12 protein-coding genes are annotated in these 13799 nt (G+C 74.0%); 10 read left to right on the forward strand and 2 right to left on the reverse strand.

Annotated features, from left to right (window positions below; genetic code table 11):
- The first annotated feature begins 69 nt into the window (after positions 1 to 69).
- From ACQYWQ_RS06795 to ACQYWQ_RS06805, 3 genes are all read left to right on the forward strand, one after another.
- Positions 70 to 693: a DUF3043 domain-containing protein gene (locus tag ACQYWQ_RS06795; RefSeq protein WP_431039083.1), complete on the forward strand. Its 624-nt coding sequence runs from the start codon at positions 70 to 72 to the stop codon at positions 691 to 693.
- Positions 694 to 851: 158 nt separating this feature from the next.
- On the forward strand, positions 852 to 1664 hold the full coding sequence (locus tag ACQYWQ_RS06800; RefSeq protein ID WP_431033004.1) for a class I SAM-dependent methyltransferase: 813 nt from the start codon (positions 852 to 854) through the stop codon (positions 1662 to 1664).
- Between the two features lie 51 nt (positions 1665 to 1715).
- Positions 1716 to 2786 carry a S1C family serine protease gene (locus tag ACQYWQ_RS06805; protein ID WP_431033005.1) on the forward strand — a complete coding sequence of 357 codons (1071 nt, stop codon included), beginning with the start codon at positions 1716 to 1718 and terminating at the stop codon, positions 2784 to 2786.
- A 224-nt stretch (positions 2787 to 3010) separates the two neighbouring features.
- On the opposite strand, the gene ACQYWQ_RS06810 is transcribed toward ACQYWQ_RS06805, so the two are convergent.
- Entirely contained in the window at positions 3011 to 3328 is a 318-nt protein-coding gene (locus ACQYWQ_RS06810; RefSeq protein WP_431033006.1) for a hypothetical protein, read from the reverse strand.
- Positions 3329 to 3408: 80 nt separating this feature from the next.
- On the opposite strand from ACQYWQ_RS06810, the gene ACQYWQ_RS06815 reads away from it, so the two are divergent.
- Complete coding sequence (locus tag ACQYWQ_RS06815) at positions 3409 to 4650, forward strand: bifunctional adenosylcobinamide kinase/adenosylcobinamide-phosphate guanylyltransferase (protein WP_431033007.1); 1242 nt, start codon at positions 3409 to 3411, stop codon at positions 4648 to 4650.
- Between the two features lie 72 nt (positions 4651 to 4722).
- Positions 4723 to 5787, forward strand: coding sequence for a nicotinate-nucleotide--dimethylbenzimidazole phosphoribosyltransferase (cobT, locus tag ACQYWQ_RS06820; protein WP_431033008.1), 1065 nt, complete (start codon positions 4723 to 4725; stop codon positions 5785 to 5787).
- A 4-nt stretch (positions 5788 to 5791) separates the two neighbouring features.
- Here the strand turns inward: cobT and ACQYWQ_RS06825 are convergent, their stop codons facing one another.
- Entirely contained in the window at positions 5792 to 6550 is a 759-nt protein-coding gene (locus tag ACQYWQ_RS06825; RefSeq protein WP_431033009.1) for a hypothetical protein, read from the reverse strand.
- Between the two features lie 107 nt (positions 6551 to 6657).
- Between ACQYWQ_RS06825 and ACQYWQ_RS06830 the strand changes: the two genes are divergently transcribed.
- From ACQYWQ_RS06830 to ACQYWQ_RS06850, 5 genes are all read left to right on the forward strand, one after another.
- A complete protein-coding gene (locus ACQYWQ_RS06830; RefSeq protein WP_431039084.1) occupies positions 6658 to 7431 on the forward strand; it encodes an adenosylcobinamide-GDP ribazoletransferase in 774 nt (257 codons plus the stop codon).
- A 316-nt stretch (positions 7432 to 7747) separates the two neighbouring features.
- Positions 7748 to 9253: a leucyl aminopeptidase gene (locus tag ACQYWQ_RS06835; protein WP_431033010.1), complete on the forward strand. Its 1506-nt coding sequence runs from the start codon at positions 7748 to 7750 to the stop codon at positions 9251 to 9253.
- 352 nt (positions 9254 to 9605) lie between these two features.
- Positions 9606 to 10994, forward strand: coding sequence for a dihydrolipoyl dehydrogenase (gene lpdA, locus ACQYWQ_RS06840; protein ID WP_431033011.1), 1389 nt, complete (start codon positions 9606 to 9608; stop codon positions 10992 to 10994).
- A 52-nt stretch (positions 10995 to 11046) separates the two neighbouring features.
- Entirely contained in the window at positions 11047 to 12843 is a 1797-nt protein-coding gene (gene sucB / locus ACQYWQ_RS06845) for a 2-oxoglutarate dehydrogenase, E2 component, dihydrolipoamide succinyltransferase (RefSeq protein ID WP_431033013.1), read from the forward strand.
- 174 nt (positions 12844 to 13017) lie between these two features.
- Entirely contained in the window at positions 13018 to 13641 is a 624-nt protein-coding gene (locus ACQYWQ_RS06850; protein ID WP_431033014.1) for a GntR family transcriptional regulator, read from the forward strand.
- Positions 13642 to 13799: the final 158 nt, after the last annotated feature.

Raw genomic sequence — 13799 nt, forward strand, 5'->3', positions numbered from 1 at the left:
AAATCCCCGCTGTGCCCGCTTATGCGGACGCCTGGCGTTGCGGGATCGTTCCCCGTGCGGCCCCCGCTCATGCGCCGGTACCCCTTACCCTTGGGTTTTGTGTTCCGTAGCCGTACGAAGGATGAGAAGGCACCCGCCTCCGCGCCGGTGACCGTCTCCAAGCAGCCCCGAGACCCCCAGGCGCCCAAGGGCCGCCCCACGCCGAAGCGGAGCGAGGCCCAGGGCCCGCGCCGCAGCGTGACCAATACGCCGATGTCGCGCAAGGACGCCGCCAAGCGGCAGCGCGAGGCACGGCGGGTCGCGCTCCAGAAGCAGCGCGAGGCGATGGACAGCGGCGACGAGCGGTACCTGCCCGCCCGTGACAAGGGGCGGGTGCGCAAGTTCGCCCGCGACTTCGTGGACTCGCGCCGCGTCGCGGCCGAGTGGTTCCTGCCCGCCGCCGTCGTGATCCTCGTCTTCAGCATGGTCCGCGTCGGCGCGCTCCAGAGCATCGCGCTGCTGTGCTGGCTGGTGCTGATCGTGCTGATCGTCGGCGACTCGCTGCGCCTGGCCTTCGGCCTGCGCAAGGAGCTGAACACCCGCTTCCCCGACGACCGCCACAAGGGCGCGGTCGCCTACGCGCTCATGCGCACTCTCCAGATGCGGCGGCTGCGGCTGCCCAAGCCCCAGGTGCGGCGCGGGGAGAGGCCCTGAGTACAGCCCCTTCCGAACACTTCGACGGTTTCGACGGTTTCTCGGGGCAGGGGCGCGGCGGCTTCCCCGGGCAGGGGCGTACGGACCTCTCGACACGGGGGCGTACGGGCGGCGACGCGGGGGCGGCGGGTGGTGACACTCCGCCGTCCTTCCCGCAGGTGGGGGGCGTCCCCGGGCAGCGCGGCGCCGCGCGCGAGGCATCGCCGACCGAGCTGTGGCTGCGCACGCTCGGCGGCGTGCCCGGCGCGGTGCGCCAGGTCCTCGTGGCGCGTCAGCTCGACGAGCGCCTCGCGGCCGCCTTCCCCGCCGGGCGCCGCCTGCGGGTCCTCGACGTCGGCATGGGGCAGGGCACCCAGGCGCTGCGGCTCGCGCGCGCCGGGCACGAGGTCACGGGCATGGAGTCCGACCCGGAGACGCTGACGACGGTCCGTGCGGTCCTCGCCGGGGAGGCGCCCCAGGTGAGGGAACGGGTACGGCTCCTGGAGGCCGAGAGCACCAGGACCGGAGCACACTTCACGCCCGGCAGTTTCGACGTCGTCCTGTGCCACGGGGTGCTCATGCACGTCGAGGAGCCCGACCCGGTCCTCGCGGGGCTCGCGCGGGTCCTCGCGGCGGGCGGGCTGCTCTCGCTGCTCGTACGGAACGCGGACGCGCTCGCGCTGCGGCCCGGGCTCGAAGGCGACTGGGACACGGCGCGCGCCGCCTTCGACTCACCCCTCACGCACGACAGCGGGGGCCGTACGGTGCGGGCCGACAGGCTCGGCCGTCTCACCCAGACCCTCGCGGGGATCGGCGCCCCGCTCGCCGCCTGGTACGGCGTCCGCGTCTTCACCGACCGCTACCCGGCGCACGCGGCCCCGCCCCGCGCCGAGGAGTTCGACCGCATCCTCGACGTCGAGGACCGCGCGGGCCGCACCGACCCCTACCGCCGCGTCGCCGCGCTGCTGCATCTGTGCGGGGTACGGGGCTGAGCGACCGCGCGCCGCCCACGCGAAACCGCCCGTATCCGCATAATCCGGGCCATGAACTCCCCCGCTCCCGGGGCCCGCGCGCCCCGTGTCCTCCTCGCGGCGCTCTGCGCCACCGCCCTGCTCACCGGCTGCTCGGCCCAGGCCGAGACCCCCCGCGAGAAGACGGCCGGTGCCCAGCGGGCCGGGCTCCCCCGCGCGTCGAGCGAACTCCAGAGCGACTACGAGAAGGTCATCGAGGACGTGCTGCCCTCGGTCGTGCAGATCACGGCGGGGGACTCGCTCGGCTCGGGCATCGTGTGGGACGACAAGGGGCACGTCGTCACGAACGCGCACGTCGTCGGCGAGGAGTCGTCCTTCAAGGTCACGACGGCGACGGGTGAGCAGGAGCTGAGCGCGAATCTCGTGAGCAGCTACCCGCAGCAGGACCTCGCCGTCATCAAGCTCGACAACCCGCCCAAGGGGCTCAAGGCGGCCGCCTTCGGCGACTCGGGGAAGGTCTCGGTCGGGCAGATCGTCCTCGCGATGGGCTCCCCGCTCGGCCTCTCCTCCTCCGTGACGCAGGGCATCGTCTCGGCGACGGGCCGCACGGTGACGGAGGGGCGCTCGGGCGGCGGTACGGGCGCGACGATCGCGAACATGGTGCAGACCTCGGCGGCGATCAACCCGGGCAACAGCGGCGGCGCGCTCGTGGACCTCGACGGCAAGGTCATCGGCATCCCGACGCTCGCCGCGACCGACCCGGGCCTCGGCGACAGCGCGGCCGCGGGCATCGGCTTCGCGATCCCGGCCGCGACGGTCCGCTCGATCGCCGGGCAGATCGTCAAGGACGGCAAGGTCACCGACTCGGGCCGCGCGGCGCTCGGCATCACGGGCCGCACCGTCCTCGGCCGCGACCTCCAGCCCGCGGGCGTCGCGCTCGTCAGCGTCCGCGAGGGCGGCCCGGCCGACAAGGCGGGCCTGCGCGCGGGCGACATCCTCACCCGCCTCGGCGACAGGAACCTCAGCACGATCGACTCGCTCACCTCGCTGCTCGCGGCCGAACGCCCGGGCGAGCGGGTGGAGTTGACGTACACGCGGAACGGGGACGAGAAGACGGCGCGGGTGACGCTGGGAGAGATGTAGCCCGGTGGCGCGCCCCGGGCGGCGGTACGGGCCCGGGGCGGGTACGGGCCGGGGCGCGTGCGGGAGCGGGGCGGGGTACGGGAGCCGGGCGGCCACGGCACGGGAGCGGGGCCGCCTGCCCCGTACCGCCCACGGCCGCACCGCTCACGGCCGCACCGCCCACGGCCCGTACCACCCCCGGCCCTACCGCCCGCGTCCCGCCCGTGCGGCCCGTTCCCAGGTGTTCAGCCGAGGCCGCCGATGCCGAGGCCCTGGCCCGGCTCGACCGGCTGCGGGTCCCCGGGTACCGCTGTTTCCTCGTCCGCCGTCAGGGCGGGCTCCGAGATATCCGTCGCCGCGGCCTCGCTCAGGCTGAGGGGGCCGTAGACGGCCTTGCCCTCCTCCAGGAGGTGGACCCGGTCGGTGCCGCCTGCGAGCAGGGCGCGCCACTGCTCCCCCAGCCACGACTCGGCGTCCCCCTGCGTCGTGAACTCCTCGGGCTGTACGGCGGGCTGGGTCTCCACGCCGTCGCCGTTCTCGAACCGCCACGTCCATGCCGCCATTGAAAGCCTCCATGATCCGGGTCCTCCCCGAAGCGTAGCCGGACGGGCGGCCGGGGGAAGGGCAGGCGAAAATCAGCACCGTGGATGTGACTCTGCTCGGCACCGGCGCCCCCGCCGGACTGCCCAGGACCGACTGCCCCTGTGCCCGTTGCGCCCGTGCCACCGGCGCGGGAGCGCGCGCGGCGACCGCGCTGCTCGTCGACGGGACGCTGCTCTTCGACCTGACCCCGGGCGCCGCCTTCGCCGCGGCGCGCGCGGGGCACGCGCTGAGCGGGGTGCGGCAGGTGCTCCTCAGCCATCCGCACGAGGGCCCGCCCGTCGAGGTGCCGCCCGGGCTCCCGCAGCCCGCCCGCGTTCCCGAGGGACGTGAGCTGGCCCTGATGAGCGGTCATCGCGTCCGCGCCCTCGCGATGGACGCTCCCGGCACCGGTTACGCGGTGACGGGTCCCGAGGGCGAGCGGCTGCTCTACCTGCCGCCGGGCGGGGCGGTCGCGGGGATACGCGGCGAGGTCGACCCCTTCGACACCGTCGTGATGGACGTGACGGGCCGCCCCGACGCCGTCGCGCGGTTGCGCCGCGCGGGCGCGATCGGCGAGGACACGGTCCTCCTCGCCGTCCACCTCGACCACGACGTCCCGCAGGGAGCCGAGCTGGAGCGGCGGCTCGCCGCCGCGGGGGCGCGCGCCGTGCCCGACGGCACGACCGTGCAGGCCCGCCCCGTGCCCGGCACGGGCGTACGGGAACTCTCGCGCGACGAGCGCCCCTACCGCGCCCCCCGCGTCCCGCGCCGCACCCTCGTGCTCGGCGGGGCGCGCTCCGGCAAGTCCGTCGAGGCGGAGCGCCGCCTGGAGACGTACCCGCAGGTGCTCTACGTGGCGACGGGCGGCACCCGCGCGGGCGACCCCGAGTGGGCCGAACGCGTCGGCGCGCACCGCGAGCGGCGGCCCGCGAGCTGGCGGACCGCGGAGACGTGCGACCTCGTGCCGCTCCTCGCCGACGAGGGCCCCCCGCTGCTCATCGACTGCCTCTCGCTGTGGCTCACCGACGCGATGGACGAGGTCGACGCGTGGGACGACGCGGCGTGGGCGGGCGGGGGCAGGGACGCGCTGCGCAAGCGGGTGGCGGAGCTGATCGAAGCGGTGCGGTGCACGCGGCGGCGGGTGGTGCTGGTGTCCAACGAGGTCGGGGCGGGGGTGGTGCCCGCCACCGCGTCGGGGCGCAGGTACCGGGACGAACTGGGGCGGGTGAACGCCGGTGTCTCGGGCGAGTGCGAAGAGGTCGTGCTCGTCGTCGCCGGGAGGGTGATCCCCCTGCCCGGGTGACCTCCCCCGGCTCCGTCCCCGGCCCCGCTCCGGGCACGCCGGAGGGGGCTGAATGGATGTACCGTCTTGCGAATGAGCCCCATTGATCTTGACGACTTCTCTGATCTCATCGAGCGGCCCGATAGCAAGGTGCGGCGAAGCGCCGAGGAGCGCCGGGCGCGGTCGAGCGTGCCCGGCGGGGCGTTCGGGCGGCTCGACGGGCTCGGCGAGTGGTTGTCCGCCGCGCAGTCGGCCGTGCCCGTGGTGCCGGTGCGCCGGCCGCGTGTCGTGCTGTTCGCCGGGGATCACGGGGTGGCGGAGGCGGAGGTCTCGCGGCGGCCCGCGGGTGGGGCGACGGCGCTCGTGCGGGCCGTGCTCGAAGGGACGGCGCCCGTCGCCGTGCTCGCGCGGGCCCAGGACGTGCCCGTACGGGTCGTGGACGTCTCGCTCGACTGCGACCCCGGTGAGCTGCCCGCCGAGGTGACGCGGCACCGGGTGCGGCGCGCGTCGGGGCGGATCGACCGCGAGGACGCCCTCACGATCGAGGAGGCCGAGGCGGCCGTACGGGCCGGGATGGCCGTCGCCGACGAGGAGGCCGACGCGGGCACGGACCTCGTGGTGCTGGGGGACGTGAGCGTGGGCGGCACGACGGCGGCGGGCACGCTCGTGGCCGCGCTGTGCGGAGTCGACGCCTCGGTCGTCACGGGGCGCGGCGGCGAGCCGATCGACGACCTCACCTGGATGCGCAAGTGCGCGGCGATCAGGGACGCGCTGCGCAGGGCCCGCCCGGTGCTCGGTGATCAGCTCGCGCTGCTCGCGGCCGTGGGCGGCGCGGACCTCGCGGCGACGACGGGTTTCCTGCTCCAGTGCGCGGTGCGCCGTACCCCGGTGATCCTCGACGGTGTCGTCTCTGCCGCGTGCGCGCTCGTCGCGCAGCGGGCCGCTTTCCGCGCGCCCGACTGGTGGCTCGCGGGGCACGTGAGCGGGGAGCCCGCGCAGGCCAAGGCGCTCGACCGGATGGCGCTCGAACCGCTGCTCGACCAGGGCGTGCGGCTCGGTGAGGGGCTCGGGGCGCTGCTCTCGCTGCCGCTGGTACGGGCCGCGGCCGCGCTGACGGCGGAGCTTCCCGAGCGGACGGCGGCCGCCACGGCTGAGTGAGCGCTCACCCGCCCGAGGGCGGCACGTCCTCGTCCGGTGTGCCGCCCACGAGGTCCTGGAAGCCGCGTACCCAGCGCTGCCAGGTGCGGTCCGCGTGGTAGGCGCGGAGCAGGGCGCGGGCGCGGCGGCGGGGGCGCGTGGGGTAGCGGCGGCGGGCCCAGGGGGAGCCCGGGCGGGCGAGACGGATCGCGCCGATGAGCGCGACGAAGGGCACGAAGACGCCGATCAGGCCCGTACGGATCTTGCCCTTGGCGAGGCAGACGACGACGAAGCACAGGTCGAAGAGGATCGCGCCGATCGCCGTGACGCGTCCTGCGGCCTCGCCCTGCGAGACCTGGTCGACGCCGGCGGGTACGGCGCCCGCGACGACGAGGCCGCCGAGCGCGGCGGTCAGGATGACGACCTCGACGCTCTGCCTGCCCTGCTCGGTCCAGTAGACGTCGGCGAGGTGGAGGATCAGGGCGAACTCGTCGAGGACGAGTCCCGTGCCGATACCGAAGACGACCGCGCAGATCCCGGCGGCGGGCCCGTGTTTGCCGCTGCCGACGGCGCCGAAGCCGCCGACGACGGCGAGGACGATCCCCGGCACGCAGTGGTGGACGTGCACACCGCCCGGGGTGATGTTGCGGAAGGGGCCGCGTCCCGCGCGGATGAGGCGCGTGATGGTGCGCGTGACGAGGAAGGTCAGCACGAAGGCGAGCAGCGCGAGCAGGAGCGGCAGCTTGCCCGGCTCGACGAAGTTCCTGTCGATCCACTCGCCCATGTCCGCCCCGCTCCCCTGCCCCGCGCCGCGTCCCTCGCGTCCGGTCTATCCCGGATGTCCGCCCGGCGCTCCTCCGCGGGGCCCGTACCTGCGAAAATCCCCCCATGATGGACGGCATACGTTTCGCTTTCGGCACGCTCACCGTGCTGCCCGTGCGGGTGCGGCGCTGGGATCGTGAGGCGGCGCGCGCGGGCATGCTGTGGGCGCCGCTCGCCGGGCTCGTGGTGGGGCTCGGCGCCGCCGCGCTCGGCGGGCTGCTGAGCGTGCTCGGCGCGGGCGCGCCGCTCGCCGCGGTCGCGAGCGCGGCCGTGCCCGCCGTGCTGACGCGCGGGCTGCACCTGGACGGGCTCGCGGACACGGCGGACGGGCTCGGGAGCGGGAGACCGGCCACCGAAGCGCTCGCGATCATGAAGCGTTCGGACATCGGGCCCTTCGGGGTCGTGACACTGCTGCTCGTGCTGCTCGCGCAGGTCGCCGTCCTCGACCGGCTGTACGGGCTCGGGTGGGCCGAGGGCGCGGTGGGGGCGGCTGTCGCCGGGGTGACGGGGCGGCTCGCGATGACGCTCGCCGCGCGGCGCGGGGTACCGGCGGCGCGCCCGGAGGGGCTCGGCGCGGCCGTCGCGGGGACGGTGCCCCCCGGGGCGGCGTACGGGGTCGGGGCGCTGTGCCTGCTCGCGTGTGCGGCGGCAGGGCTCGGACTCGGCGAGGGCGCGGGCGCGGTGGTGCGGCTCGCCGCCGCCGTGCTCGCGGGCGCGGCGGGCGCCGCGCTGCTCCTGCGGCACTGTGTGCGGCGCTTCGGCGGCGTGACGGGGGACGTCTTCGGCGGCCTGGAGGAGACGGCGGCCACGGCGGCACTCGTGGTGCTGGCGCTGGGACGCTGAGCGGGAACGGGGCGGGCGACGGGCCGGGCGACGGGATGTGAGCGGGGGCCGGGGGGCGAACGGGGGCGCGGGTAGGGGACTTGACGGGGCGTGGGTACGGGACTTGAGGGGGCGTGGGGCCCCGCGCCCCGTTCCGCCGCCCGCGGCCGGGGAAGCGGAGGCCCCGCCGACATGGGCGAGCGCCGTCACGGAGCGTAGGCTCTGCCCCGGCGCCGGTCCCATCGGACCCCGGGCGCCGGGCCGTCACCCCTGCACGAGCACGCAGGCGCCTTCGCGCACCCGAGGCCCCGAGACACGAGAGAGAGATTTCACCACCGTGACTGCTCTGACACTCAGCACCGCCGCCGTTCCCGGCCTGCGGGCCGACGCGATCGTCGTCGGTGTGGTCAAGGACGACGAGGGCCCCCGGCTCGCCCCCGGCGCCGAGGCCGTCGACACGGGCTACGACGGGAAGCTCGCCGACGTCCTGGAGACCCTGGGCGCCACCGGCGCGCCGGGTGAGCTGACCCGCCTCGCGGCGCCGAGCGGCTTCAAGACCCCGCTCGTGATCGCCGTGGGCCTGGGCGCCGAGGAGGACGAGGGCGGTTTCGGCACGGAGACCCTGCGCCGCGCCGCCGGTGCCGTCGCCCGTTCCCTGGCCGGCAAGGCGAAGGCCGTCTACGCGCTGCCCGTGGGCGACGCGGACGACGTCGCCGCGATCGGCGAGGGCGCGCTGCTCGGCGCGTACTCCTTCACCACGTACAAGGACGACGAGGGCGTCAAGGCGCCGCTCGCCGAGGCGGTCATCGTCGGCGCGAAGCCGCGCGACAAGGCGCACAAGGCGGCCGCCGAGCGCGCGCAGGTCCTCGCCGAGGAGCTGAACCGCGCCCGCGACCTCGTCAACACCCCCGCGAACGACCTCTACCCGGAGTCCTTCGCCGCGCTCGTCCAGGGCCTGGCCAAGGAGTACGGCGTCAAGGTGACCGTGCTCGACGAGAAGGCGCTCACCAAGGGCGGCTTCGGCGGCATCATGGGCGTCGGGCAGGGCTCGCAGCGCCCGCCGCGGCTCGTCAAGGTCGAGTACAAGGGCGCGCGCGCCCGGGCCTCGCTCGCCTTCGTCGGCAAGGGCATCACGTACGACTCGGGCGGCATCTCGCTCAAGCCGGCCGGGCACAACGAGACGATGAAGTGCGACATGGGTGGCGCGGCCGCCGTGCTCGCCTCCGTCCTCACCGCCGCGAAGCTCAAGCTCCCCGCGCACGTCACCGGGTGGCTCGCGCTCGCCGAGAACATGCCGTCCGGTTCGGCGACGCGCCCGGGCGACGTGCTGCGCATGTACGGCGGCAAGACCGTCGAGGTGCTCAACACGGACGCCGAGGGCCGCCTCGTGATGGCCGACGCGATCGCCAGGGCGAGCGAGGACGGGCCCGACGCGATCGTGGACGTCGCGACGCTGACCGGCGCGATGATGGTCGCGCTCGGCAACGAGATGTTCGGTGTCATGGCGAACGACGACGAGTTCCGCGCGACGCTGCACGAGCTGTCGGAGTCGGCGGGCGAGCCGTCCTGGGAGATGCCGCTGCCGAAGTCGCTGCTCAAGGGCCTGGACTCGAACGTCGCCGACCTCGCCAACGTGGGCGGCCGGATGGGCGGCGGCCTGACCGCCGGTCTCTTCCTCCAGGAGTTCGTGGGCGAGGGCATCCGCTGGGCGCACCTCGACATCGCGGGCCCGGCCTTCAACGAGGGCGCGCCGTCCGGCTACACGCCGAAGGGCGGCACGGGCAGCGCGGTGCGCACCCTGGTGCGGCTCATCGAGGCGGCCGGGGAGGGCGAGCTGGGCTGAGCCCCGGCGCGCGCCCGCAGGGCTGTGGAACGGCCGGTGTCCCTCGCGGGGGGCGCCGGCCGTTCCCGTGCTCCCCGTGCTTCCGCTCCGGCGCCCCCAAGCACGGGCAAAGAACACCAGGGAATGACAAAGCCGTCCATTTCGTTGACGCGGGCGCCGGAATGGCACGGCGGTCCCGCGTGTCGCTCGTCTCACACCCCGGGGGCGCGTCCGTTCGGCCCCTGGTAAGTGCGAAGATGGGTGATTGGCAGGACAGGGCCCCACCCGAGGGCCGAAGTAACGAGCGGCCGACGACCGCCGCCGACCGGTCACACGCGACCGGAGCACGGCGCACATGCATGGAGGACGTGACGTGGCGAACGACGCCAGCACCGTTTTCGACCTAGTGATCCTCGGCGGTGGTAGCGGCGGTTACGCCGCGGCGCTGCGCGGGGCGCAGCTGGGTCTGGACGTCGCCCTGATCGAGAAGGGCAAGGTCGGCGGTACCTGCCTGCACAACGGCTGCATTCCCACCAAGGCGCTGCTGCACGCCGGTGAGATCGCCGACCAGGCTCGCGAGAGCGAGCAGTTCGGCGTGAAGGCCACCTTCGAGGGCATCGACATCGAGGCCGTCCACAAGTACAAGGACGAGGTCATCTCGGGCCTGTACAAGGGCCTCCAGGGCCTGATCGCCTCGCGCAAGGTGACCTACATCGAGGGCGAGGGGCGCCTGTCGTCCCCGACCTCGGTCGACGTCAACGGCCAGCGCGTCCAGGGCCGCCACGTGCTGCTCGCGACCGGCTCCGTGCCGAAGTCGCTGCCGGGCCTGGAGATCGACGGCAACCGGATCATCTCCTCGGACCACGCGCTCAAGCTCGACCGCGTCCCGAAGTCCGCGATCATCCTGGGCGGCGGCGTCATCGGCGTCGAGTTCGCCTCGGCGTGGAAGTCCTTCGGCACCGACGTGACGATCATCGAGGGCCTCAAGCACCTCGTCCCCGTCGAGGACGAGAACAGCTCGAAGCTCCTGGAGCGCGCGTTCCGCAAGCGCGGTATCAAGTTCAACCTGGGCACGTTCTTCCAGGGCGCCGAGTACACGCAGGACGGCGTCAAGGTGACGCTCGCCGACGGCAAGACCTTCGAGGCGGAGGTGCTGCTCGTCGCGATCGGGCGCGGCCCGGTCTCGCAGGGGCTCGGCTACGAGGAGCAGGGCGTCGCGATGGACCGCGGCTACGTCCTCGTCGACGAGTACATGCGCACCAACGTGCCGACGATCTCGGCCGTGGGCGACCTCGTCCCGACCCTTCAGCTCGCGCACGTCGGTTTCGCCGAGGGCATCCTCGTCGCGGAGCGCCTCGCGGGTCTGGCGAGCGTGCCGATCGACTACGACGGCGTCCCGCGTGTCACGTACTGCCACCCCGAGGTCGCCTCGGTCGGCATCACCGAGGCCAAGGCCAAGGAGATCTACGGCGCGGACAAGGTCGTCGCGCTCAAGTACAACCTGGCGGGCAACGGCAAGAGCAAGATCCTGAAGACCGCGGGCGAGATCAAGCTCGTGCAGGTCAAGGACGGCGCCGTCGTCGGTGTGCACATGGTCGGCGACCGCATGGGTGAGCAGGTCGGCGAAGCCCAGCTGATCTACAACTGGGAGGCGCTGCCCGCCGAGGTCGCGCAGCTCATCCACGCGCACCCCACGCAGAGCGAGGCGCTCGGCGAGGCCCACCTGGCGCTCGCGGGCAAGCCGCTGCACTCGCACGACTGACATCCCTCGGGATCACGGACTTTTTCCACTTTCGTAAGGAGCAACTGGAACCATGCCGGTTTCCGTCACCCTTCCGGCGCTCGGCGAGAGCGTCACCGAGGGCACTGTCACCCGTTGGCTGAAGGCCGAGGGCGAGCGCGTCGAGGCCGACGAGCCGCTGCTGGAGGTCTCGACCGACAAGGTCGACACCGAGATCCCCTCGCCCGCCGCCGGCATCCTCTCCTCGATCAAGGTCGCCGAGGACGAGACCGTCGAGGTGGGCGCCGAGCTGGCGCTCATCGACGACGGCTCCGGCGCCCCGGCCGAGGCCCCGGCGCAGGAGGCCGCCCCGGCCGCCGAGCCGCAGCAGCCCGCGCAGGCCGCGCCCTCCACCGAGGCCGCCGCGCCCGCCCCCGCCCCGACCGCCGAGGCCGCCGCAGGCTCCGGTTCGGCCGAGGGCACCGACGTGGTCCTCCCGGCGCTCGGCGAGAGCGTCACCGAGGGCACCGTCACGCGCTGGCTCAAGGAGGTCGGCGACTCGGTCGAGGCCGACGAGCCGCTCCTTGAGGTCTCGACCGACAAGGTCGACACCGAGATCCCCTCGCCCACCGCGGGTGTTCTCCTGGAGATCACCGTCGCCGAGGACGAGACCGCCGAGGTCGGTGCGAAGCTCGCCGTCATCGGTCAGCCCGGTGCCGCCCCGGCCGCCGCCTCCGCCCCCGCGCAGCCCGCTCCGGCCGCGGCCCCTGCCCCGGCGCCCGCGCCGCAGCAGGCCGCCCCGGCTCCGGCTCAGGCCCCGCAGCCCGCCCCTGCTCCGGCTCCGGCCCCGGCGCCTGCCCCCGCGCAGCCCGCCCCGGCCGCCGCTCCGGCTCCTGCCCCGGCCCCGCGGCCGGCCGCCGCGCAGGCTCCCGCTTCCGCCGCTTCGGCGAGCGACGAGGGTGCCTACGTGACGCCGCTCGTGCGCAAGCTCGCGCAGGAGCAGGGCGTGGACCTCTCCGCGGTCAAGGGCTCCGGTGTCGGTGGCCGTATCCGCAAGCAGGACGTGCTCGCCGCCGCCGAGGCCGCCAAGGCCCAGGCACCGGCCGCTCCGGCCGCGGCGGCCCCCGCCGCCCCGGCGGGCAAGCAGGCGCCGAAGCTGGAGGTCTCTCCGCTGCGCGGCCAGACCGTCAAGCTGACGCGCATGCGCAAGGTCATCGGCGACAACATGATGAAGGCCCTGCACTCGCAGGCGCAGCTCACCACGGTCGTCGAGGTCGACGTGACGCGGCTCATGAAGCTGCGCGCGCAGGCCAAGGACGCCTTCGCGGCGCGTGAGGGCGTCAAGCTCTCGCCGATGCCCTTCTACGTGAAGGCGGCGGCGCAGGCGCTCAAGGCCCACCCGGTCGTCAACGCCCGCCTCAACGAGGACGAGGGCACCGTCACGTACTTCGACTCGGAGAACATCGGCATCGCCGTGGACGCCGAGAAGGGCCTGATGACCCCGGTCATCAAGGGTGCGGGCGACCTGAACATCGCCGGGATCGCCAAGAAGACCGCGGAGATCGCGGGCAAGGCGCGCGGTGGTGGCCTGACCCCCGACGACATGTCGGGTGCGACCTTCACGATCAGCAACACGGGTTCGCGCGGCGCGCTCTTCGACACCGTGATCGTTCCGCCGAACCAGGTGGCGATCCTCGGTATCGGCGCGACCGTCAAGCGCCCTGCCGTCATCGAGACCGCCGAGGGCACCGTCATCGGCGTGCGCGACATGACGTACCTGTCGCTCTCCTACGACCACCGCCTGGTGGACGGCGCCGACGCCGCCCGCTACCTCGGGACCGTCAAGGCGATCCTGGAGGCCGGCGAGTTCGAGGTCGAGCTGGGGCTGTGACCTTCCCGCACGGACCGGTGCATACCGCACCGGTCCGGAGAGCACGGAGGGTGGCGCACGGCCGCTTTCTGTAAGGTTCCTCACCCACGGCGCCCCCGTCCGGACCATGTCCGGGCGGGGGCGCCGCCGTATGGTTCGTATCGACACCCTGTCGAAGGAGTCGTAGGAGTCCCCATGACCGCGCCCGTCGTCCATTCGCTGCGTGACCAGATCCGCGAGCACATCGTGGAAGGGATCGTGAGCGGGCGGTGGAAGCCGGGCGAGCGGATCGTGGAGCGGCGCATCGCCGTCGAGCTGGAGGTCTCGCAGACGCCGGTACGGGAAGCGCTGCGCGAACTGGAGAGCCTGCGGCTCATCGAGTCGGCGCCGAACAAGGGCGTCCGGGTGCGCAACATCACGGCGGCCGACCTGGAGGAGTCCTATCCGGTACGGGCGGGACTCGAACAGATCGCGGCGGAACTGGCCGCCGAGCGCCTCGCGACCGACTGCTCGGCCCTGGAACCCCACGTGACGGCTTTGTACGAGGCCGACAACGCCTCGGACGGCACGGGACAGGTCAGGCACACGGTCGCCTTCCACCGGGCCCTGGTGGAAGCGGCGGGGAACGCGGTGCTGCTGCACACGTGGGAGGGCCTCGGCATCGAGGTCTTCACGGCCCTGTCCATCCGCTGGCTGGGGACGCGTCAGCAGTCGTACGCGGAGGAGCACGAGCAGCTCGTGCGGGCCTTCAGGGCGCGGGACCCGCACATCGGGCCGCTGGTGAAGGCGCATGTGCTGGGGTGCGCGCCGAGGGCGTGAGGGCGGGGCTCACGTGAGCGGCGCACGCCCCCACCCGAGCGGCGAGTCCGGCAAATCACCCCAGGTCAAGCGACACTCGGTGCCGATTCGACGGGCACTGGATGCCAATTTCCCGTTCCGGGCAATTTTTTCCCTCCGAGCCTTTGATCGATCATCGA

This window comes from Streptomyces sp. P6-2-1, from assembly GCF_050613165.1.
GTDB lineage: Bacteria > Actinomycetota > Actinomycetes > Streptomycetales > Streptomycetaceae > Streptomyces.

Coding starts and splice junctions, on each gene's coding strand:
- ACQYWQ_RS06795 (WP_431039083.1), top strand. CDS start 70: ATGCGCCGGTACCCCTTACCCTTGGGTTTTGTGTTCCGTAGCCGTACG.
- ACQYWQ_RS06805 (WP_431033005.1), top strand. CDS start 1,716: ATGAACTCCCCCGCTCCCGGGGCCCGCGCGCCCCGTGTCCTCCTCGCG.
- ACQYWQ_RS06810 (WP_431033006.1), bottom strand. CDS start 3,328: ATGGCGGCATGGACGTGGCGGTTCGAGAACGGCGACGGCGTGGAGACC.
- cobT (WP_431033008.1), top strand. CDS start 4,723: ATGAGCCCCATTGATCTTGACGACTTCTCTGATCTCATCGAGCGGCCC.
- ACQYWQ_RS06825 (WP_431033009.1), bottom strand. CDS start 6,550: ATGGGCGAGTGGATCGACAGGAACTTCGTCGAGCCGGGCAAGCTGCCG.
- ACQYWQ_RS06830 (WP_431039084.1), top strand. CDS start 6,658: ATGGACGGCATACGTTTCGCTTTCGGCACGCTCACCGTGCTGCCCGTG.
- sucB (WP_431033013.1), top strand. CDS start 11,047: ATGCCGGTTTCCGTCACCCTTCCGGCGCTCGGCGAGAGCGTCACCGAG.
- ACQYWQ_RS06850 (WP_431033014.1), top strand. CDS start 13,018: ATGACCGCGCCCGTCGTCCATTCGCTGCGTGACCAGATCCGCGAGCAC.